The sequence below is a fragment of the Candidatus Xianfuyuplasma coldseepsis genome, assembly GCF_014023125.1.
In the GTDB taxonomy this organism is placed as follows: Bacteria; Bacillota_I; Bacilli_A; order Izemoplasmatales; family Izemoplasmataceae; genus Xianfuyuplasma; species Xianfuyuplasma coldseepsis.
Genome location: NZ_CP048914.1, coordinates 935,721 through 957,089 on the forward strand (window position 1 = coordinate 935,721; position 21,369 = coordinate 957,089).

General features: G+C 37.3%; 19 protein-coding genes, 14 tRNA genes and 1 riboswitch. Of the genes, 31 read left to right on the top strand and 2 right to left on the bottom strand.

Going from position 1 to position 21,369, the window contains the following annotated elements:
- Positions 1 to 69: 69 nt before the first annotated feature.
- The 23 genes from mnmG to G4Z02_RS04535 all read left to right on the top strand — a co-directional run bounded on the left by mnmG (position 70) and on the right by G4Z02_RS04535 (position 9,610).
- On the top strand, positions 70 to 1,932 hold the full coding sequence (gene mnmG / locus G4Z02_RS04425; RefSeq protein ID WP_258878657.1) for a tRNA uridine-5-carboxymethylaminomethyl(34) synthesis enzyme MnmG: 1,863 nt from the start codon (positions 70 to 72) through the stop codon (positions 1,930 to 1,932).
- A 69-nt stretch (positions 1,933 to 2,001) separates the two neighbouring features.
- Positions 2,002 to 2,688: a 16S rRNA (guanine(527)-N(7))-methyltransferase RsmG gene (gene rsmG / locus G4Z02_RS04430; RefSeq protein WP_258878658.1), complete on the top strand. Its 687-nt coding sequence runs from the start codon at positions 2,002 to 2,004 to the stop codon at positions 2,686 to 2,688.
- Between the two features lie 12 nt (positions 2,689 to 2,700).
- The gene (locus tag G4Z02_RS04435) at positions 2,701 to 3,912 is read left to right on the top strand and encodes a hypothetical protein (protein WP_258878659.1); all 1,212 of its coding nucleotides are present in this window, start codon (positions 2,701 to 2,703) and stop codon (positions 3,910 to 3,912) included.
- Positions 3,896 to 5,077: a hypothetical protein gene (locus G4Z02_RS04440; protein WP_258878660.1), complete on the top strand. Its 1,182-nt coding sequence runs from the start codon at positions 3,896 to 3,898 to the stop codon at positions 5,075 to 5,077. Before G4Z02_RS04435 ends, G4Z02_RS04440 begins: the two co-directional genes overlap by 17 nt.
- A gap of 111 nt (positions 5,078 to 5,188) precedes the next feature.
- Positions 5,189 to 5,968, top strand: a complete 780-nt coding sequence (locus G4Z02_RS04445; RefSeq protein WP_258878661.1) for a ParA family protein — start codon at positions 5,189 to 5,191, stop codon at positions 5,966 to 5,968.
- Entirely contained in the window at positions 5,955 to 6,797 is an 843-nt protein-coding gene (locus G4Z02_RS04450) for a ParB/RepB/Spo0J family partition protein (RefSeq protein WP_258878662.1), read from the top strand. Before G4Z02_RS04445 ends, G4Z02_RS04450 begins: the two co-directional genes overlap by 14 nt.
- Positions 6,794 to 7,633 carry a mechanosensitive ion channel family protein gene (locus G4Z02_RS04455; RefSeq protein ID WP_258878663.1) on the top strand — a complete coding sequence of 280 codons (840 nt, stop codon included), beginning with the start codon at positions 6,794 to 6,796 and terminating at the stop codon, positions 7,631 to 7,633. The genes G4Z02_RS04450 and G4Z02_RS04455 overlap by 4 nt, the downstream gene beginning before the upstream one ends.
- Positions 7,626 to 7,820, top strand: a complete 195-nt coding sequence (locus G4Z02_RS04460) for a DUF951 domain-containing protein (RefSeq protein WP_258878664.1) — start codon at positions 7,626 to 7,628, stop codon at positions 7,818 to 7,820. The genes G4Z02_RS04455 and G4Z02_RS04460 overlap by 8 nt, the downstream gene beginning before the upstream one ends.
- A gap of 20 nt (positions 7,821 to 7,840) precedes the next feature.
- The gene (locus G4Z02_RS04465) at positions 7,841 to 8,125 is read left to right on the top strand and encodes a nucleotide pyrophosphohydrolase (RefSeq protein ID WP_258878665.1); all 285 of its coding nucleotides are present in this window, start codon (positions 7,841 to 7,843) and stop codon (positions 8,123 to 8,125) included.
- Positions 8,126 to 8,170: 45 nt separating this feature from the next.
- Positions 8,171 to 8,254, top strand: a tRNA-Tyr gene (locus tag G4Z02_RS04470).
- A gap of 3 nt (positions 8,255 to 8,257) precedes the next feature.
- Positions 8,258 to 8,332: transfer RNA gene (locus tag G4Z02_RS04475), tRNA-Gln, on the top strand.
- A 103-nt stretch (positions 8,333 to 8,435) separates the two neighbouring features.
- Positions 8,436 to 8,512, top strand: a tRNA-Ile gene (locus G4Z02_RS04480).
- Positions 8,513 to 8,546: 34 nt separating this feature from the next.
- Positions 8,547 to 8,622 (top strand) — tRNA-Ala (locus G4Z02_RS04485).
- Between the two features lie 3 nt (positions 8,623 to 8,625).
- A tRNA-Val gene (locus tag G4Z02_RS04490) sits at positions 8,626 to 8,701 on the top strand.
- Position 8,702: 1 nt separating this feature from the next.
- Positions 8,703 to 8,778: transfer RNA gene (locus G4Z02_RS04495), tRNA-Thr, on the top strand.
- 19 nt (positions 8,779 to 8,797) lie between these two features.
- Positions 8,798 to 8,873: transfer RNA gene (locus G4Z02_RS04500), tRNA-Lys, on the top strand.
- Between the two features lie 3 nt (positions 8,874 to 8,876).
- Positions 8,877 to 8,963, top strand: a tRNA-Leu gene (locus tag G4Z02_RS04505).
- A 92-nt stretch (positions 8,964 to 9,055) separates the two neighbouring features.
- Positions 9,056 to 9,132: transfer RNA gene (locus tag G4Z02_RS04510), tRNA-Met, on the top strand.
- A gap of 18 nt (positions 9,133 to 9,150) precedes the next feature.
- Positions 9,151 to 9,227, top strand: a tRNA-Ile gene (locus G4Z02_RS04515).
- A 31-nt stretch (positions 9,228 to 9,258) separates the two neighbouring features.
- A tRNA-Ser gene (locus tag G4Z02_RS04520) sits at positions 9,259 to 9,349 on the top strand.
- A gap of 26 nt (positions 9,350 to 9,375) precedes the next feature.
- A tRNA-Met gene (locus G4Z02_RS04525) sits at positions 9,376 to 9,452 on the top strand.
- Between the two features lie 2 nt (positions 9,453 to 9,454).
- Positions 9,455 to 9,530 (top strand) — tRNA-Asp (locus G4Z02_RS04530).
- 4 nt (positions 9,531 to 9,534) lie between these two features.
- Positions 9,535 to 9,610 (top strand) — tRNA-Phe (locus G4Z02_RS04535).
- A 70-nt stretch (positions 9,611 to 9,680) separates the two neighbouring features.
- On the opposite strand, the gene G4Z02_RS04540 is transcribed toward G4Z02_RS04535, so the two are convergent.
- Positions 9,681 to 9,872, bottom strand: a complete 192-nt coding sequence (locus G4Z02_RS04540) for a hypothetical protein (RefSeq protein ID WP_258878666.1) — start codon at positions 9,870 to 9,872, stop codon at positions 9,681 to 9,683.
- An 850-nt stretch (positions 9,873 to 10,722) separates the two neighbouring features.
- Here G4Z02_RS04540 and G4Z02_RS04545 point away from each other — a divergent pair.
- From G4Z02_RS04545 to G4Z02_RS04580, 8 genes are all read left to right on the top strand, one after another.
- Positions 10,723 to 12,255, top strand: coding sequence for a sodium/glutamate symporter family protein (locus G4Z02_RS04545; protein WP_258878667.1), 1,533 nt, complete (start codon positions 10,723 to 10,725; stop codon positions 12,253 to 12,255).
- 29 nt (positions 12,256 to 12,284) lie between these two features.
- Positions 12,285 to 12,384: riboswitch (purine riboswitch) on the top strand.
- A gap of 65 nt (positions 12,385 to 12,449) precedes the next feature.
- Positions 12,450 to 13,910: an IMP dehydrogenase gene (gene guaB / locus G4Z02_RS04550; protein ID WP_258878668.1), complete on the top strand. Its 1,461-nt coding sequence runs from the start codon at positions 12,450 to 12,452 to the stop codon at positions 13,908 to 13,910.
- 48 nt (positions 13,911 to 13,958) lie between these two features.
- Positions 13,959 to 15,494: a bifunctional phosphoribosylaminoimidazolecarboxamide formyltransferase/IMP cyclohydrolase gene (gene purH / locus G4Z02_RS04555; protein WP_258878669.1), complete on the top strand. Its 1,536-nt coding sequence runs from the start codon at positions 13,959 to 13,961 to the stop codon at positions 15,492 to 15,494.
- A gap of 10 nt (positions 15,495 to 15,504) precedes the next feature.
- Positions 15,505 to 17,034, top strand: coding sequence for a glutamine-hydrolyzing GMP synthase (gene guaA / locus G4Z02_RS04560; protein WP_258878670.1), 1,530 nt, complete (start codon positions 15,505 to 15,507; stop codon positions 17,032 to 17,034).
- Between the two features lie 73 nt (positions 17,035 to 17,107).
- On the top strand, positions 17,108 to 17,776 hold the full coding sequence (gene surE / locus G4Z02_RS04565) for a 5'/3'-nucleotidase SurE (RefSeq protein ID WP_258878671.1): 669 nt from the start codon (positions 17,108 to 17,110) through the stop codon (positions 17,774 to 17,776).
- Positions 17,777 to 17,831: 55 nt separating this feature from the next.
- Complete coding sequence (locus tag G4Z02_RS04570) at positions 17,832 to 18,542, top strand: fructose-bisphosphatase class III (protein ID WP_258878672.1); 711 nt, start codon at positions 17,832 to 17,834, stop codon at positions 18,540 to 18,542.
- Positions 18,543 to 18,688: 146 nt separating this feature from the next.
- On the top strand, positions 18,689 to 20,482 hold the full coding sequence (gene iorA / locus G4Z02_RS04575; RefSeq protein WP_258878673.1) for an indolepyruvate ferredoxin oxidoreductase subunit alpha: 1,794 nt from the start codon (positions 18,689 to 18,691) through the stop codon (positions 20,480 to 20,482).
- On the top strand, positions 20,475 to 21,041 hold the full coding sequence (locus G4Z02_RS04580; protein ID WP_258878674.1) for an indolepyruvate oxidoreductase subunit beta: 567 nt from the start codon (positions 20,475 to 20,477) through the stop codon (positions 21,039 to 21,041). Before iorA ends, G4Z02_RS04580 begins: the two co-directional genes overlap by 8 nt.
- A gap of 61 nt (positions 21,042 to 21,102) precedes the next feature.
- Here the strand turns inward: G4Z02_RS04580 and G4Z02_RS04585 are convergent, their stop codons facing one another.
- A complete protein-coding gene (locus G4Z02_RS04585) occupies positions 21,103 to 21,369 on the bottom strand; it encodes a PspC domain-containing protein (RefSeq protein ID WP_258878675.1) in 267 nt (88 codons plus the stop codon).

The window sequence follows — 21,369 nt, forward strand, 5'->3', positions numbered from 1 at the left end:
GAATTCACGCTGTTATATGCTTTACTATTATCAGTAGTCGTATTACAATAGACCTGCAAGGTGATTATTATGTATGATGTTATCGTCATTGGTGGCGGTCATGCGGGAAGTGAAGCATGTTTAGCCGCTGCTAGAATGGGTCATAAAACCCTACTTGTTACAGGAAATGTAAATATGATTGCGTCGATGCCGTGTAATCCATCAGTTGGAGGACCGGCCAAAGGAATCGTCGTACGTGAAATTGATGCACTTGGTGGTGAAATGGGCAAAAATGCAGATAAAACAGCCATCCAAATGCGTCTTTTAAACATATCCAAAGGACCTGCGGTTCGTGCTCTACGTGCTCAAAGTGATAAAGTATTATACCCCAAAGAGATGAAACAAACGATATTCAATCAAGACAATCTTGACGTTGTCGAAGCATATGTTGATTCATTATATCTGATCGATAATGCCGTAAAAGGTATTGTCCTAGAGAATGGTGACATCTACAAAGGACACACAGTTATTGTTACAACTGGTACCTATATGCAAGCGAAAATTCTTGTTGGTGACCAAGTAACCGACAGTGGACCCGATAAACAAAAAGCATCCAAAGGCTTAAGTAAGCAATTACGGGAAGTTGGATTTGAAACAACCAGATTAAAAACGGGAACACCGCCACGCATCATTACAAAAACAATTGATTTTAGCAAGACGGAACGACATGACGGAGATGCTGTTGTTCGCCATTTTAGTTTTGATAAAGAAACCTATTATGACGTCGATAATCAATGGCCATGTTATCTAACCTATACAAGCTCTGTTACACATGATGTGATAAACCTAAACCTTACAAAATCGTCGATGTACAGTGGTGTTGTTGAAGGAGTTGGCCCCCGTTATTGTCCATCAATCGAAGATAAGTTGGTTCGATTCCAAGACAAGGAACGCCATCAAATATTCTTAGAACCTGAAAGCCAATTCATTGATGAAACCTATGTTCAAGGATTCTCCACATCAATGCCTCATGATGTTCAAGAGCAAATGATTCACTCGATTCCAGGACTGGAAAACGCTGAAATTGCCCGATATGCTTACGCCATCGAATATGATGCAATCGATCCACGAGTGTTATATCCTACATTGGAAAGCAAAGAGTATCCCAATCTATATTTTGCCGGACAAGTAAATGGAACAAGTGGATATGAAGAAGCCGCCTGTCAAGGACTTATGGCGGGAATTAATGCATCGCTCAAATTAGAACAAAAATCGCCTTTGGTATTAAAACGGAATGAAGCATACATCGGTGTACTCATTGATGATCTTGTCACAAAAGGCGTCAAAGATCCTTATCGACTACTGACATCACGGGCGGAATATCGTTTATTATTACGCCATGATAATGCGGATATAAGATTACGCGAATATGGATATCAAGTCGGATTGATTAATGAAGCGCGATACCAATCATATCAAGATAAGATTCGTGGAATTAAATCATTGAAACAAGTACTACAATCGATTCAATTATATCCGAACCCTGACACCAATCAATTGATTCGTCAACTAGGAACCGTTGATATTAAGGATAAAACATCACTTTACGATTTTCTAAGACGACCAGAAATTCATCTTGAACAATTAACAAATTGGGTTGATTTAGAATCATTCAATGAAGATGTGATTGAACAAGTTGAGATTGATATCAAGTATGAAGGATACATTACAAAAGCCTATAAACAAGCGGAAAAAATGTTAAAGATGGAAGACTATAGTATTCCAAATACAATCGATTATGACAATATTCATAATTTAGCACTAGAAGCCAGGGAAAAATTAAAGAAAATCAAACCGTTAACTATCGGACAAGCATCACGTATAAGCGGTGTAAACCCGGCTGATATCTCCATCTTGCTAATACATATTAAGACATTAAATAATAGACTATAACGATAGTCTATTATTTTTAATTGTTTTTCAAATAATATTGAATATGGTAAAATAGGATAAGGTGATACTATGATAGAGCAATTTCAACACATGCTTGAAGAATGTGGGATTCAACTTAGTCCAAAACAAGAGCAACAATTTGCACACTATTATAATCTGTTAATGGAATGGAACAGTAAACTAAATTTAACTTCCATAACAGAGAAGGAAGAAGTATATCTCAAGCATTTTTACGATAGTATTTGCCTCACAAAAGCAATTTCATTGTCAAACCAAACCATCTTAGATGTCGGCAGTGGTGCCGGCTTTCCAAGCATACCGTTAAAAATCATATTTCCCGACCTTCAGATAACCATTATTGATGCTCTACAAAAGCGTGTACGTTTTTTGCATGAATTAACCGATACGTTAGGAATATCAGTCGAACTTATTCATGGACGAGCTGAGGAATTTTCTCGTCGTGAAACATACGATATCGTTACCGCTAGAGCCGTATCTAATCTACGAATGCTTTGTGAATTATGCATACCATTTGTGAAACATCACGGTGTATTTCTAGCAATGAAAGGTCCGGGGTATCAAGAGGAAGTCATCGATTCTAAGAACACGATACAGATACTTGGTGGAACTTTGGAGGATACCATTTTATATCATGTCAATCATTTTGAACGTTCGATTGTTGTTGTCCGAAAAACCGCTACAACTCCTACAAAATACCCCAGAAGATACAATAAAATTAAGTCAAAACCTCTATAGGATGTGTATTCTATGAGACAGTATAATCATAAATACAATTTTAAGCAGCTAGAACCGTATAAAGAGATTCTAGAACTGCAACACATTCGAATTAAAACACTGATCGTTAACATTTTAAACGTCGTGTTTGCTTTTGTTGTGTTGTATTTTTTTATTCGTCTACAAGTAGAAACAATTCAGATTCTACAAGTGATGTTCATGTTTGGATTATTACTACTAATCAATATTTACTTCATGTCGTTGAACCACGATCTTTATAATAATCTAAAGCTCGCAATGTATACGAATGCCTTAGGAGAATTTATCATTGCATTAACCCTTATTTTTATGTTTCAAACACCCAGTATATTTACTTCGTTATTCTTAGCCTATGCAATTACCTCCATATATCAAGACTATAAAGTTATGTTCATCAGTAATGGTGCCTTATTTGTCAGTGGGATATTGCTAGCCATTAACTATCAAGTAATCTTCTCCATTCCGAATGTGGATGCGATTCAGAACCTATATGTTGTAGTCTTTTTGTTACTTTTTGTATTATTACTAACATTATCATCATACATCTTGATTAAACGAAAATCATTTTTCTATAATCATTTAGCAAAAATAAAAGAATCCGAAGTGCGAAACATGGATTTATTAATGGAAATTCAAACGATTCGAACTAGTCATGAAATGGATGTTGATGCCTATTATAAATCTCTGGATACTTTTACCAAAGAATTATCCAAAAAGATAGGGATTGAAAATGTCTTTGGACGTAAAATTCAATTACTTAAAGATATGAAAAAAGAACCAACTACGAGCTTACTTGAAAAGTATCCTGAATACACTCTAGAGCAGCTCAATGAGTTATCAAACTTAGAGTTATCCATCCATCATAAAATGAGAAATATCGGGCTAAAAGCAAGTAAAACGAAAGATATTGATGTAAATCGCAAAGAAATTTTTTCCGAAAGTCAGTTCAAGTCATTTCGCCATTTCAATGATGATACCTATGTGAAAATTATTTCATTTGTTGTGTTTTATGTGATGCTGCGAATGGACAAAATATACTTATCGGAGTTAAGCCAAGAAGATGTAGTGGACATCTTATTTAACTCGGAATATTATTATTTAATTGATGAAGACGTACTTCGTGTATTTAAGGAGAACAGCGAAGTGTTCGAAATGATTATACAAGACGTATTGAAGGATGCCTGGGGCCATGAAAAACATATTTGAACGAATTCAAAGTAGTGAATTCCTTACCTTTAGTGAAGTTCTCCGCCTAAAAGTAGCTATCGTAACAATCTTTGTTTCCGTCTTTATTGTCCTTACAATTCCACTATCATCATTTAATGATTTCTCAATCGATATCAATGTATTTGTACCGATGGCACTTGCCTTATTAATTGTTTTAACATTGTTGATGATGATTATAAACTTCAATCGATTTTCGATGCATACATCAATTATTACAATTGCGATACTTACCCTGTTCTATTCACAAGGATCAAACCACTTTTACGGATACATCATGTTCTTCGTGTTCTTAACCATTGTTATTTTTTACCAAGATATTCTTGCATATTTGTTTTATGGAGGCATCATCACAGGTGTTGGTGTATACTATATCTTCGATAAAGGTGTCTCGATTATTGGAACAAACTCTATTGATACCAATGTATCGATGATGACGTATCTTGTTGTCTTGATTGGATTCTATATCATTTTCTTAATTCAATTTCTGATATCAGATAATATCTATGAGAAAATGAATAATGAGTGGGTTCGAATGAAAAAAATCTTGGAAAAATACCAAGAGTTTAGTATTCGCCATATTACGGAAATGGAAGAGGAAAATGACCTAACACCCGTTTGGAGAGAAACTAAATTCCAACGCACGGTACATGAATTAAGTGTGTTTATTAACGAATTCTTTGAAGCTGACGCCCATAAAATATCTGAGGTTATTGAGTTCTATTTCTTCTTACATTCTCAAGAAGTGGAGGAAGTTATTGCAAATGAAAATGCATCAATCATCGCGCGCCGTTATGCCGTTCAATTCGAAAAATATCTTATCAATCGTGAGGGCGAATTAAATGCGATTTTATTTGAAATAGCAAGCCTGTATAAACCGACCCCTAATTTCACAGATGACCGGTATAAATATAATCTAAATGAACTATTTCACGATCGTATTGATAAGTTATTATCGCTCGCTATTTTATACCATTTCTTAAAAACTGAGGTCACACAATTGGATAAATGGGGTAACATAAAAGATACCCTAACTCATGAAGAAATAACGGAACTTTTCAAATCGAAAGAATATCGTGAGTTTATACCCTATGAGTTGGTAAACTTCTATTTGGATAACGAGGACTTATTTAGGACGTTGTTATAATATTTGTCCACAAAAATCTGTGGATAACTTTTACGTGTTTTGGGTGTAAATTAAAGTATGTATATGATACAATATATATACTTTTCTTTATATTGTTTAGAGGTGAAAAGTATGGGGAAAATATTATCTATCAGTAATCAAAAAGGTGGCGTTGGGAAAACAACCACGAGTGTTAACCTTGCCAGTTCATTATCGTATCTGGGGAAGAGCGTATTATTGGTTGATGTCGATCATCAAGCAAATGCGACAACGTACATGGGGATTAACCGCGCCAATCTTGATTTTTCGGTTGCTGATATTTTTATGGAACGATTGTCAATTCACGATGTCATTGTAAAAGTTCCATCGGTTGATGTTGACATCATTCCCGCGCGTTATGAGCTAGGACACATTGAGTCCCATCTAATCAGTCATGATAATAAGGATTTTATTTTAGCGAATGCTTTAGAAGAAGTGCGAGATAATTATGACTATATTATTATTGATTGCCCACCTTCGTTGGGTATCGTTACGATTAACGCTTTAACTGCATCGGATAGTGTTTTAATTCCTGTTCAATGTGAGTTTTTAGCATTGGATGGTTTAACGCAGTTACTAAACACTATTCGTGTTATCCAAAATAAACAGAAGTACAATCATAAAACCTTGACAATTGAAGGAGTATTACTAACCATGCTTGATACTCGTAGCAATATTGGATATGAAGTTATCAATGAAGTTCGTACATATTTTAAGGAAAAAGTATTTAAAACAATTATTCCTCGAAATGTCAAGTGCTCCGTAGCACCAAGTCACGGATTACCTGTTACGGAATTTTCGCCTCGTAGTAAAGGATCCATTAGTTACCAAAATCTAGCGAAAGAGATGGTGGCTATGAATGAAAGATTCTAAAGTAGAACTTGGTAGAAGCTTTAAGGATTTAATGGAAGAAAATCAACAAGAGTACTCTGATCGCGAAGAGGTTCAGGACATTGATATTTCTCTCATCGTTCCGAACCCCAATCAACCGCGATCTATTTTTGATACAACAAGCTTACAAGAGTTGGCAAACTCCATAAAAGAACACGGTGTGTTTCAACCGGTTATTTTAAAACCCGCCGGAACGGGTTATATGATTGTAGCTGGAGAACGACGCGTAAAAGCGGCCAAACTAGCCGGTCTAACATATGTTCCGTCGATTATTCGAGATTACAATTCAATTTACTTATCCGAACTAGCAATTCTTGAGAACTTACAGCGTGAAGATCTAACCCCAATTGAAGAGGCAATAGCACTTCAAAAAGCATTGTTTCAATTAGGAGTAACACATGCTGAACTTGGAAAGAAAATAGGGAAAAGCAGAGTGTATGTCACAAACATAATTGGGTTATTAAATTTACCTGCAACGGTAATTCAAAGCGTTAATTATGGTCATATAAAAATGGGACACGCAAGAGCGTTAAGTAAAGTAAAAGACCAGCGTTTATGTCTTGATCTACACGATCGAATTATTGAAGAGAAATTTACTGTACGGGACGTAGAGAGAATCATTCGTAACATTCATTCGAAAAAAATCTCAGTTCCGAACAAGGTTATAAAAAATCGTCGTCAATATTTGGAAAATATTATTGATGATTCTATCAAATTTACACTCGGTAAAGCACAACTGACATTTCGATTTGACACAGAAGAAGAATTGAATAAAATTATCGATCTATTAAATGGAGGTAGCAAACAATGAATGGTATTGGTGAAGTAATATATAATATTTTTGTAAACAACTTAAATATACCTGAATCATTGAGTGAATTTGTCATCATAGGTTTTAGTATTGTAACTTGGTTATTATTAGGATTTATTATTAATCGAGTATCAAAACCTGTTATTAATAAACTGTTACGTATTGAAAAAAAAGGGGCTCGAGCAAAGACTGTAGCAAATCTGTTATGGAGTGTAACAAGATATTTGGTATGGTTTATTGTTCTAATGCTTATTTTCTCTAGTTTGGGTGTTGATTTAACGCCATTTATTGCATCAGCAGGTGTTGTTGGTCTAGCAATTGGTTTTGGAGCACAGGAAATAGTACGCGATTTTATGAGCGGTTTCTTTATCATTTTTGATGGTGAATTCCAAGTAGGAGAAGTCATTGAAGTAAAAGGTTTCAAAGGTACTGTAATTATGATTGGATTACGAACAACAGTTATTGAAAATTGGAAAGGTGAACGGAAAATCATCAACAATGGAAACATTGATAGTGTTATAAACTTCTCTAGAAATCAAAGTATAGCTGTTGTCGATTTTGGTGTGGCATATGATACAGATCTTCAAAAACTAACTGAAATCATGCCTGCATTTCTTGAGCAAGAAGATGAACGTTATGGTGATATTGTAGAAATGCCTAAGTTCTTAGGAGTTACAGAATTAGCAGATTCAAGTATTAATATGAGAATTATAGCTAAAACAGAAGTGATGAAACATTTTCAAGTAGAACGAGATATTCGTAAAGACTTAGTTATGTATTTTTCTGAAAATGAAATTGAAATACCATTCCCACAGGTGGTAGTGCACAATGCATAAATTTGACCTAAATGATGTTTTGGTTTTAAAGAAAAAACATCCTTGCGGTTCTTTTGAGTGGAAGGTAATCCGAACAGGTGCAGATGTAAAACTTCAATGTCTTGGATGTAACAGAGTTGTTATGTTGGAAAGACCAATACTACAAAAAAGAATAAAAAAAGTTATAAGAGCAAATTCTGGTGAATAAAAACTAAGGTTGGGATATACTTGAGAGATATAATTAAGGAAATTATTAAGTTTAGAGATGAACGTGGATGGGAATCAAATGATAAACCAGAGAACTTAGCAAAGTCAATTATTATTGAAGCTGCAGAGTTATTGGAAAATTATCAATGGGGACCTGATCACGCAGATTTAACAAATGTCAAGGAGGAGATTGCCGACGTGATAATTTATGCAATTGCAATGGCATATGACCTAGGCTTTGATATTGAACAAATTATTCGAGAAAAACTAGTGAAAAATGCCGAAAAATACCCGGCAAAAAAATAACTTGATTTTTATATTGAGATATAATAAAATAATATCTGCATGTTTGGGCGGGTAGCGAAGTGGTTAAACGCGACAGACTGTAACTCTGTTCCCTCGGGTTCGGCGGTTCAAATCCGTCCCCTCCCACCATACTGGGCTATGGCCAAGCGGTTAAGGCACCGGACTTTGACTCCGGGATCGATGGTTCGAATCCATCTAGCCCAGCCATTTTTTCTGTTATCCTTTTTGTTTTGAAAATTATAGACTTTAAAGGTTGACAACTGACCAATTAAATAGTAGAATAAATAACGCACTTATGTCTTTTTGGTGGGGGCCTGTAGCTCAGTCGGTTAGAGCGCACGCCTGATAAGCGTGAGGTCGTTGGTTCAATTCCAATCAGGCCCACCAAATAAGTTGCCTGATATTCCCAAAAATAACATATGGGGCCTTAGCTCAGCTGGGAGAGCGCCTGCCTTGCACGCAGGAGGTCAGCGGTTCGATCCCGCTAGGCTCCACCATATGGAGGATTAGCTCAGTTGGGAGAGCACTTGCCTTACAAGCAAGGGGTCACTGGTTCGAGCCCAGTATTCTCCACCATGCCGGAATAGCTCAGATGGTAGAGCAACTGACTTGTAATCAGTAGGTCACGGGTTCGACTCCTGTTTCCGGCACCATTTATTTAGGCCGTTTTTCGACCCGCTAGCTCAGTCGGTAGAGCATCTGACTTTTAATCAGAGGGTCAGAGGTTCGAATCCTCTGCGGGTCACCATTTGCCTGGGTGGCGGAATAGGTAGACGCGTTGGACTTAAAATCCAATGGTAGCAATACCGTGCCGGTTCGACTCCGGCCCTAGGTACCATTCTATTAGTTTTTAAAGTGGCAAGCTGCTTTGGATTATAGTGATACGAAGTCTCACAGGTCTAAAAAATAGCACCACCAAAAACATCAAATGGCGGTGTAGCTCAGATGGCTAGAGCATTCGGTTCATACCCGAAAGGTCGTGGGTTCGACTCCCTCCGCCGCTACCAATTTTTGGAGTTATGTATGGACCCGTAGCTCAGTTGGTTAGAGCTCCCGGCTCATAACCGGTAGGTCGCAGGTTCGAATCCTGCCGGGTCCACCAAAATTATATATATTTACTTAAATGACTAAGTGGAGGAATACCCAAGTCCGGCTGAAGGGATCGGTCTTGAAAACCGACAGGCGTGAGAGCGCGCGGGGGTTCGAATCCCTCTTCCTCCGCCACTTATATTTAACAACATTTTTCACACCGCGGGGTGGAGCAGTCTGGTAGCTCATTGGGCTCATAACCCAAAGGTCGTAGGTTCAAATCCTTCCCCCGCAACCAATGGTCCAGTAGTGTAGTGGTTAACATGTCGGTCTGTCACACCGAAGATCGCGGGTTCAAGTCCCGTCTGGACCGCCAGTGTGGCTCGGTAGCTCAGTTGGTAGAGCAACGGACTGAAAATCCGTGTGTCGGTGGTTCGATTCCGCCCCGAGCCACCATTTATTTTACCAAAGCCATTAATGGGCTTTTTTTATTTTAAAAATAAAAAAAATAACTAGGACTTCCTAGTTATTTTTTTTGATAACCTGCATCCATTAACGCTTTTTCAGCTTCTTCATGAGTTGAGTAATGAATGACTTTTTGTTTGCACAATTCTTTGATTTTTTGTACAATTTCTTCCTTTGGTCCAACAAATTTCTTAGCTAAGTAATCGATCTCATGTTTTTGAGAACAGTTAAAATATTTTCTATCATTATCCATAGACATCAACTCCTTTCGTATTAATTTTATTATACCACTCTTACAATGTTTATTTAAGAAAAAATTCAAACATATCATTATTATATTACTGGTGATAAGAATGAAAGAGGATTCGTTATATACTTTTGATACTCCACAAGAATTTTTTAACTTCTATGATGAGTTAAATATATATGGAGAATGGAAGATACAAAAAGGATTGCTAAATAAACGAGGTTCACTAATACAGAATAAACCATATGTAAACTTACTTAGAGATAAGTTTTTTAAGAGAGGATTCTTCAGAAAGCAAGTCTCAATAGCTGAGATTGTATCATGGTTGGATACTATGTTTATCATTAAGCGATATCTTACGATGTTACAAGCATCTATAGAATCAAGCATGTATAGTCAAATAAAGATTTATGTCGAGTATATGATTAAGATGTCAAAAAAAATGAGAGTCGATTACATTTTCAAATATAACAATACAATTCTACTAGTAGAGTTTCGAACAGTTAGTACCTTTGAGAAAATTAGGCCAACATGGGATTTAAAATTCCGTGAGTTACTAATATATAAAGAATTAATGCGGTACTATATCAAACATAAGAGTATAATACTATATGCTTTCATAACAATGTTTGAATATGATAATAAGAGATTGGTTGAGAAGAATCATCAATACAATGAGAATCAGATCAAATATTTGGTTGAATATACAATAAAATATCTAATTCAAAAAAATGAATTTTTATAGACTTCAAATATGATATAATTAAAATAACAATAATATATAGGGAAAGAGCTATCAAGTTGTATGGGGAATATACTTTTTTAGCTCTTTTCAAATGTAAATGGAGGAAAAAATATGTTTGGATTAGTAGAAAATTGGGAACTTATGAATTTCTTTGTTTATTTAGGGGTGCTTTTATTCATTGCAAAGATTATTAAGGAAAAAGTACCATTCTTAAATAAAGTAATTATTCCTTCAGCGTTAATTGCTGGGACAATCGGTTTAATATTATCTGATGGATTTTTGAATGTCATAAATATATCTCAAGATCGCTATATTCTATATGAAGGATCAGAGGCTGAAGTAATCGAGGAAGGATATGATTATGAGATTATCTTGGCAGAGGATGCTGAAGATTATAGTGTTGATATCGATTGGGAAGAATATGCCACCAACGATCAAGTAATTGTGCAAAATGTACCTGCTCGCATCGACATAATTTACGAGACAGTTTATCATGCCCTAGCAATTGGATTCATAGCTTTAACTTTGCGTCGAGACAAATCAAAGGCAGATAAAAAAGTATGGTCTACAGGTATGGTAATCGTAATTTCTTATTTACTACAAGCAGTAATCGGTGCAGCTGTAGTTTTCTTCCTATTTAAGAATATTTTCTTAGGTGCTGGATTGCTACTTCCACTAGGTTTCGGACAAGGACCAGGATTGGCAACCAGTATTGGTAGTGGATATGCTGAAGGAGTTGGAGCATTGAGCCAAGGTGGTGCATTAGGGGCAACCATTGCATCCATCGGATTCCTGGTTGGTGGTGTTGTCGGGGTAATATCATTAAATTACTTAGCAAGAAAACATAATCTAGTTGTTGATAAATTCCATCGAGAAGAATCTTCCATCAAGCAATCATTCGAAATGGAGACAATTCAAGAAATTCGCGTGTTTGACTCGTTGACAATGCAAATTGTAATCATTTTTGTCATTTACGCCTTTGTGTATTTAACACTGGTTGCTCTTGAAAACTACATATTACCAACCATGGGTGACTTAGGTGAGACCTTTGCAGGTGTATTCCATGGATTCAATTTCTTGATTGGGATTCTATACGCTTTATTATATCGTCGCATATTAAAATATGCTGAGGTAAAAGGAAAAAATGTTAACTTTTTAACCAACAATTATGTATTATCAAATATTAGCAGTATTGCATTCAATTTCATGATTATTGCAGCTGTTCTTACGATAACGATTGAATCCATTCAACAGTATTACCTATTAGTAATTGTAATGGCTACTGTTGGGGCAATATGTACATTTGCCTTCTTGCGTTGGATTAGTCATCGTATTTACAAAGGTGAATACGAAGTACATTATTTTCTTGCAATGTTTGGTATGTTAACTGGTACTGCAAGTACAGGATTGGCATTGCTTAAAGGGGTTGACAGTGACTTCAAATCGCCAATAGCTGAAGAAATCGTAGTTGGAAGTGGAACTGCAATCTCGATGGCATTACCGCTATTTGCTCTATTGATGTTCCCCGGATTAGCAATTACTAGTGGAAATAACATCTATAATGCACTCGTATTTATCATTCCATTAACGTATGGTTTAATTTTGCTTGGAATACTTTTGTATATTAACCGAAAAAAGTCATAGATAGTCATTGATTTAGTTATTTTGATTTGTTATAATGAAGAAACTTTTCACGTATAATCGCTTTAATAAGGAAAGCAAGTCTCTACCCTAAACCGTAAATTTAGGACTACGTGCAAATTACTCTACAACTGTAGGTTTCTTTGCGTATGGTCTATCACGCGGAGAAACCATTTTTATTTGATGAGGAGGAAATTATGAAAAAAATTAAACAACAGGGGTTTACATTTGATGATGTATTACTCGTCCCAAACCATTCTGAAGTGCTTCCAAGTGAAGTCTCTCTTCAAACAAAGTTAACGAAAAATATAGCACTTAATATTCCAATTTTATCTGCTGCTATGGATACTGTAACTGAAGCAAAATTGGCTATTGCACTTGCACGACAAGGAGGAATAGGTTTTATCCATAAGAATATGCCTATTACACAACAGGCTAAGCAAGTAGATTATGTAAAACGTAGTGAATCGGGGATGATATTGAATCCAATTACGCTACGTGAAAACAGTACCTTAGCTCAGGCAGAGGATATTTTGTCAACATATAAAATATCAGGATTGCCAGTTGTTACAAAGAATAATACTTTAATTGGTATCATTACAAATCGTGATTTGAAATATCGGGAACTAGATGATACGCCAGTGAACAAGGTGATGACAAAAGATGCCTTGGTGACAGCACCTGTCGGAACAAGTTTACAAGATGCAAAACAAATACTTCTCGATAATCGCATTGAGAAGTTACCAATTGTTAATGATGAATATAGATTAAAAGGTTTAATCACTATAAAAGACATTGATAATGTAATTAATTATCCCAACGCTAGTAAAGACGATAAAGGTCGATTACGTTGTGGAGCAGCAGTTGGTGTTGGAAACGATACAATAGATCGAGTAAAAGCGTTGGTTGAAGCGGGTGTCGATGTTATTACTGTCGATAGTGCACATGGGCATTCTGAGGGAGTTATAAGTACCGTTCGTGAAATTCGGAAATTGTATCCTAAGCTTAATATTGTGGCTGGTAACATCGTCACCAAAGAAGCTGCAAAACAACTTGTTGAAGCTGGGGCTGATGCAGTAAAAGTAGGTGTAGGACCCGGCTCGATTTGTACAACAAGAGTGGTTGCTGGGGTAGGTGTACCTCAAATTTCAGCAATCTTGGATGTGTGTGAGTATACCAATGATACGGATGTTTGTGTCATTGCTGATGGTGGTATTAAATACAGTGGAGATGTTGTAAAAGCCTTAGCAGCAGGTGCGGATACAGTAATGCTAGGATCTCTTCTGGCTGGAACGAAAGAGTCACCTGGAGAGGAAGTTATATTTCAAGGTCGACGCTTTAAAACATACGTTGGAATGGGATCTCTTGCTGCCATGAAACGAGGGTCGAGTGATCGCTATTTCCAAAAAGGTAACGGAGAGGCGAAAAAACTTGTTCCCGAAGGCATTGAAGGACGAGTTCCATATAAAGGAGAATTAGCCGATACAGTATACCAATTGTGCGGAGGACTACGATCTGGAATGGGTTATTGTGGAACAAAGACCGTAGGTGATTTACAACGTAATGGACAATTTGTTCAAATTACAAGTGCTGGATTAAAAGAATCACATCCACATGACATAAATATAACGAAAGAAGCACCAAATTACACAAAATAGCGTGAAGTTTTAATATGTAAATTTGATGAATTGAAGTGAGGAAAGTATATGAAACGAGCATTAATTAGTGTCAGTGATAAAACAAACATCGCACATTTTGCTTCCGCGTTAATATCACACGGCTTTGAGATAATTTCTACGGGTAAAACAAAACAAATACTTGATGAAGCAGGAGTGCTTACCAAATCTGTTGAAGATATAACCGGGTTTCCGGAAATCTTGGATGGACGTGTTAAAACGCTACACCCTAAAATCCACGGTGGTATTTTGTCTCTGCGTAACAAACCACATCATATTGATGACGTCGTAAGCAATAATATTGAATATATTGATCTTGTATGTGTAAATTTGTATCCATTTAAAGAAACCATCTCAGTTCGTAGTTCTACCTTTGATGAAGCCGTGGAACAGATAGATATTGGTGGACCATCTTTATTGCGTAGTGCAGCAAAGAACTATGAGTTTGTTACCGTTGTCACAGATATTAATGATTATAACCTCATTCTGACAGAGCTGGAGTCATATGGTGATACATTGCCAGAAACGAAACGACAACTAAGTGCAAAGGCCTTTCGAACAACGGCAAAGTATGATTCAATAATAGCCAATTATTTTACAAGTTTTGACAACTCTAGTATGATAGATACTATCACCATATCTGGTGATTTTAAACAACATTTACGATATGGAGAAAACCCTCATCAGAAAGCCGCACTTTATCAGCTATCAGATGATCCGTACTCTATATTACAGGCGATACTTTTAAATGGTAAACCACTTTCATATAATAATATTCAAGATGCCAATGCAGCAATCAATATTTTAGCTGAGCACTCAGAACCAACCGCAGTTGCACTAAAACACATGAACCCATGTGGTGTAGGCACAGGAGAGACAATTTTCGAAGCCTATCAAAAAGCTTATAAAAGTGATACAATATCGATTTATGGAGGTATTGTTGCTTTAAATCGAGTAGTCACTACCGAACTTGGATTTGAAATCAATAAGCTATTTTTAGAAATCATTATTGCTCCTGGGTTTTCAAAAGATGCTCTTAGTATATTGAGAAAGAAGAAGAACCTACGTATCTTGCAACTTGATACTTCTCAAAAATCCACGGATACTGTTGAATATAATAGTGTAAATGGTGGGTTACTAATACAAAATATTGACAAGCAAATAGTAAGTATTGATGAACTCCATTGTGTAACGAAAAGATTCCCATCTGAAAGAGAATTGGAACAGTTACATTTTGCTTGGAAGGTAGTAAAGCACGTGAAATCGAATGGGATTGTGATAACTTCAGGGACCCAAACAGTAGGTGTTGGAGCGGGTCAAATGAACCGTGTGGGAGCAGCGAAAATAGCTCTGGAGCAGGCTAGAAATAATGGCTTTACTGAAAACTTAACTCTTGCTAGCGATGCATTCTTCCCTTTTGACGATGTGGTTAAACTGGCGTATGAATATGGTGTAAATCACATTGTTCAACCGGGTGGAAGTATTCGAGATAATGACTCAATCACAGCTTGTGATAATCGATACATGACGATGGTATTTACCAATAATCGTCATTTCAAGCACTAGGAGGTCTATCATGGATACCATCATTGTTTTAGATTTTGGTTCGCAATACAATCAACTAATCGCTCGCCGTGTTCGCGAACTCGGTGTCTATTCGGAGATTCATCCGTTTCATTATAATCTCGAAAATCTAGTACAACCCCATATTAAAGGGATTATTTTATCCGGCGGACCAAACAGCGTGTATGACGAACACGCCCCACAAATTACCAAAGAATTATTTGATCTACAAATACCAATACTCGGGATATGTTATGGTATGCAGATTACCCAATATCTATTCAATGGAACCATTACACCAACCGACAAGCGAGAATATGGAAAATCGGCACTTCACATAACACAATCAAATCCCTTAACAAAGGGCATCCCATCCTCATCCACAGTGTGGATGAGCCATGGGGATCACGTTGATGCATTGGCGCCTTCATTTGATCAATTGGGCCATACGGATTCTTGTATTGCCATCGCCAAACATCAGACCAAAGAAATCTACAATCTTCAGTTTCATCCTGAAGTCACCCACACAACCTATGGCAAACAGCTCCTATCTAACTTTGTGCTAGCTATTTGCAAAGCAACACCATCGTGGCGAATAGAAAACTACATTGAACAAACCATTCAACATATAAAAGACGTGGTGCAAAAGGACCAAGTCATCTTAGCCTTAAGTGGCGGGGTAGATAGTAGTGTTGCAGCAATGTTAATTCATAAAGCTGTTGGCAAGCAATTAACCTGTGTGTTTGTCGATACCGGACTACTTCGTAAGGATGAAGGCAACAAAGTCATGGCGCTTTATGCAGAGCACTATAACATAAACGTTGTTCGAATCAATGCTAAAGAAGCATTTATGAAGGCATTAAAAGATGTGACAGATCCCGAAGAGAAACGAAAAGTCATTGGAACAGAGTTCATTCGTGTGTTTGAACAGTTCAAACAAGAACATGCCAATGCGCGTTTCTTGGCACAAGGAACCATCTATCCTGATGTGATTGAAAGTGTTTCAATCAAAGGACCAAGTGAAACCATTAAGTCACATCACAATGTCGGCGGCTTACCCGAAGAAATGAACTTTGAACTATTGGAACCTTTGCGCGAACTATTTAAAGATGAGGTTCGACAAGTAGGTCTTCAACTGGGCATACCCAAACACATGATTATGCGTCATCCATTCCCTGGACCAGGACTAGGAATTCGAATTCTTGGTGAGATCACGGATCAAAAAGTAAGAATTCTACAAGAAGCGGATCACATCTTTATCAGCGAACTGTATGCACATGATCTATATGATCAAGTATCCCAAGCTTTTGTGGTCTTATTACCAGTCAAATCCGTCGGGGTTATGGGTGATAAACGGACATATGAATATGTTGCATCATTACGTAGTGCAGACACCATTGATTTCATGACCGCAACGTTTAGTCACTTACCCTACGAATTCTTAGATCGAGTAACAACTAGAATCATCAATGAAGTCCAAGGGATTAATCGTGTTGTTTATGACATCACATCCAAACCACCTGGAACAATTGAGTGGGAATAAAAAATATACTGTATTAAAATAAAAAAACCATCGTTATGTGGTACAATTGTATCTGCATAAGGATGTGATACACATGATAATTTTATTAACAAATGATGACGGGATTGATTCCCCGAAATTACAGTTTACCAAAGAGATCCTATCCCATTATGGAACCGTATATACGATAGCACCAAAATACGAACAATCTGCGAAAAGTATGTCACTTACCATAGGTGGATTTGATTTTGAGCAGCTCGACGAGTATACCTATACCATTTTAGGAACACCTGTGGATTGTGTAAACTTTGCCTTTGCGGGATTAAAATTGCAACCAGACCTTGTCGTTTCTGGGACAAACAATGGATATAATCTCGGTATCGATACCCGTTATTCCGGTACTGTAGGGGCAACACTACAAGCCCAGTATTTCGGATGGAAATCACTCGCTTTATCATCCGATCGCAAAGGGGATACGATCTTACATCAAGAACTCAAACCAACCTTGGACCACATCTTCAGCAACGGATTACTCAGTCGAAAATACTCTTTGAATGTTAATTTCCCAAGAGAGAAATTTGGTCGTTCGAATGGAATACTAGAAACTACCATTCACTATCATACATTCCACTATAATCCCACGATAGAAGGAACGACATTTAAGCCCAATCGAACCTATATTCATGAAGGAAACCTACCCGAAAATACAGACACTTGGGCCTACGCAAAAGGATATACTTCCATCTCAAAAATAACCGTCTAATTCACTAGACGGTTTTTTAAATACTCATGGTACAATGTACATAGGAGGTGATTCGATGACGTATTTTGTCATAAGCGATATCCACGGCTATTATAAAGCCATGCGACAATCGCTACAAAAAGCTGGTTATAATGAGAACAATCCACACCATCATTTAATTGTTATTGGTGATATGTTTGATCGCGGACCGAGCTCGGATCAAGTTCTTGAATACCTCTATCCTCTATTTCAAGAGAATAAAGCCTCGATCATCATCGGCAATCACGATACCTTCTTACGTGATTTTCTTCAAGGCGATAACTCTCGTGTATTATTTAACGTCATGTATAACGGATTTCAGGCAACACTTGAAGCTCTATCAAACACCTCTTTTACCGAAGATTCATTGGATTCAATTCGCACAAAAATTCACAGACGATATCCGTACCTTCAATCGCTTTTAGAAAACGTACCTTACTTCATTGAAAAAGGAGATTATATCTTTGTTCATGGTGGTATTGATGGTGGTGCACTTGATTGGAGAACAATGCTTTCAGAGCATGATTATGTCTGGAGTCGAGAACACCAATTACCACCCATTCCAGGGAAAACAGTTGTTGCTGGGCACACGCGTGTAGCGACGATTCGTAAACGGACAACAAGCTATGAACTACTTTTTTTACATCATCCAGAGTATTTTGATATCCTCTACATGGAGGGAAAAATCCTCATCGATCGTTTTGTTGAAGTAGCACAAGAATTAAACGTATTGGTACTTGATATGTAGACCCAATTTGGGTCTTTTTTTATTCTTTAACACAGTAAAGTGTTAGCGTTTACATAAAAGTATCAGGGAACTATTGAGCCATCCACAATAGTTTGCTATAATGAGATTGGTTTTGTAAGAAAACGCTTACTTTTAGAGGTGATTGTATGAAGAAAATGATGACAGGAAACGAAGCAGTAGCTCGTGGTGCGTATGAAGCATCCGTGCACTTTGCTAGTGCATATCCGGGAACACCAAGTACGGAAATATTAGAGAATATTGCTACCTATAAAGAGATTATAGCCGAATGGGCTCCCAATGAGAAAGTTGCTTTAGAAGCTGTGATTGGTGCGAGTTTTGCTGGGGGACGTAGTTTAGCCTCGATGAAACACGTTGGGTTAAATGTCGCAGCCGATCCGTTGTTCACATTTTCTTATACTGGTGTAAACGGTGGTAGTGTTGTCATTAGTGCCGATGAACCAGGTATGTATTCGTCTCAAAATGAACAGGATAACCGCAATTATGCCATCCATGCAAAAATTCCAATGTTGGAACCGTCAAACTCTCAAGAAGCTAAGGATATGATGGTGGATGCCTTCAACATTTCCGAAGAATATAATTCCGTGGTTTTATTCCGCATGACAACACGGATTTGTCATTCCAAATCGATTGTGGAACTAGGAGAGCGTCAAGAGATTTCACCAAAACCATATGAACGTCAATTAGATACCTATGTATCGGTACCGCGCAACGCTCGTAACAATCGTCACAAAGTCGAAGATCGGATGAACCGATTACAAGAGTATACCGAAACATCCAAGTGGAATTACACAATTTCCCATGGTTCAACAGTGGGTGTTATTGCAAGTGGAATGAGTGTCGAATTTGCCAAAGAAGCATTGGGCGAAACAGTCGATTATCTAAAACTGGGATTTACCAATCCTCTTCCTAAAAACCTTATTCAAGAGTTTTGTGATAATCATGAAACTGTCTATATCATTGAAGAAAATGATCCCTATATTGAAAACTACGCCAAAACACTTGGTTGTGAGGTCATAGGAAAGGATTTATTCCCCTATACCGGTGAAATGACACCGGACGTTATAAAACGTTGTGTCTTGAGTCAACAAGTTGAAGAACTTGAGGTGCCACAAGATCTGATCGTCCCACGACCACCAACGTTTTGTAGTGGATGTCCGCATCGAGGATTCTTCTATGAACTTGGAAAAAAACGGAAAAAAATCATCGTTGCTGGAGATATCGGTTGCTATAGTCTTGCTGTTGGTGAACCCTATCGGATGATGGAATGGTTGATCTGCATGGGGGCTGCTTATAGTACCGCTCATGGAGCGCAACGAATCATTGATTTGAAAGATGATGATGATCGTCGCCTTGTTGCTGTAATGGGAGACAGTACGTTCTTCCATACAGGGATTAACTCCTTGCTAAATACCATTTATAATGGGGGCAATACCATCAATGTCATTCTCGATAACCGAATCACAGGGATGACAGGACAACAAGATAATCCTGGAAGTGGATTTACCCTACAAGGTGGCGATGCAGCGATAGGTGATATCGAAGCAATCTGTCGTGCCTTAGGTGTCAAACATGTACGAACAATCAATCCTAATGATTTGGCACTTGTCAAAGAAACGATCAACTGGGCAATGGACCTTGATGAAACCAGTGTTATCATCACAAACTGGCCATGTGTCCTCAAAAAACACTACAAGGACGAAGACTTTGAGATGTATCAGGACATGTGGAAAACAAAGGATTATGTGATTGAAGAAAAATGTACCGGTTGTAAAGCATGTCTGCGAAGTGGATGTCCGAGCTTAATTTTCAACCCAGAAACAAAGAAAACATCGATTGATCCATACACCTGTGTTGGTTGTGATGTCTGTGCTCAAATCTGTCCTTATGATGCAATCCAAAAGGAGGGATACCATGAGTAAATCAATCAAGCTTGTCGGTGTTGGTGGCCAAGGTACCATCTTAGCCACAAAAATCCTATCTACTGCTTTAATCCATGAAGGATATGACGTTAAAATGAGTGAGATCCATGGTATGAGCCAACGAGGTGGTAGTGTATCATCCGAAATCCGGTTTGGTGACAAAGTTCATTCTCCGGTTATTGAAAAAGGCCATGCGGATGTATTGGTTGCGTTTGAACAAATGGAAGCCGCCCGTTATCTTGATTATATTAAAAAGGATGGTGTTGTAATCGTCAATGATTATCAAGTAAATTCGATGGTTACACTAACTGGAAAAGTACCGTATCCTCAAGGAATATTGTCCTACTTAAAAGACCATGTGCAAACCGTAATCGTTGATGCTCATACGATGGCGGGAAAACTTGGAAATGCCAAAGTTATGAACATCATCATGCTTGGTGCATTGATCAAACAACTCGGTTTTGAGCATCTTGATATCGAAGGTGCCATCCTTGAACATGTCAAACCGAAATACCATGAACTCAACAAAATAGCCTTTCAACAAGGGCTGCAGTTATAACACAATTATGTACTACCTCCTAATGAAAAGAAGAACCCATCGGGCTCTTCTTTTCTATTGGCTAATACTTATATTCATCTTCATCAATGGCATAATCATCGGATAACGAATCTTTATTGATACTGGATATAACATCTTTTTTATCCGGTAATATGAGATAAAATATCACATACAACAATATCGGTGATCCAATCACAAACAATGTTAATAGAACATATACGATACGCACCGTTGTTACATCCATATCATATACTTCACTAAATCCTTTTAATACGCCACCTAGCTGCGCTCCGTCTTTTGTCTTGTACAATTTCTTACTATCGGCCAT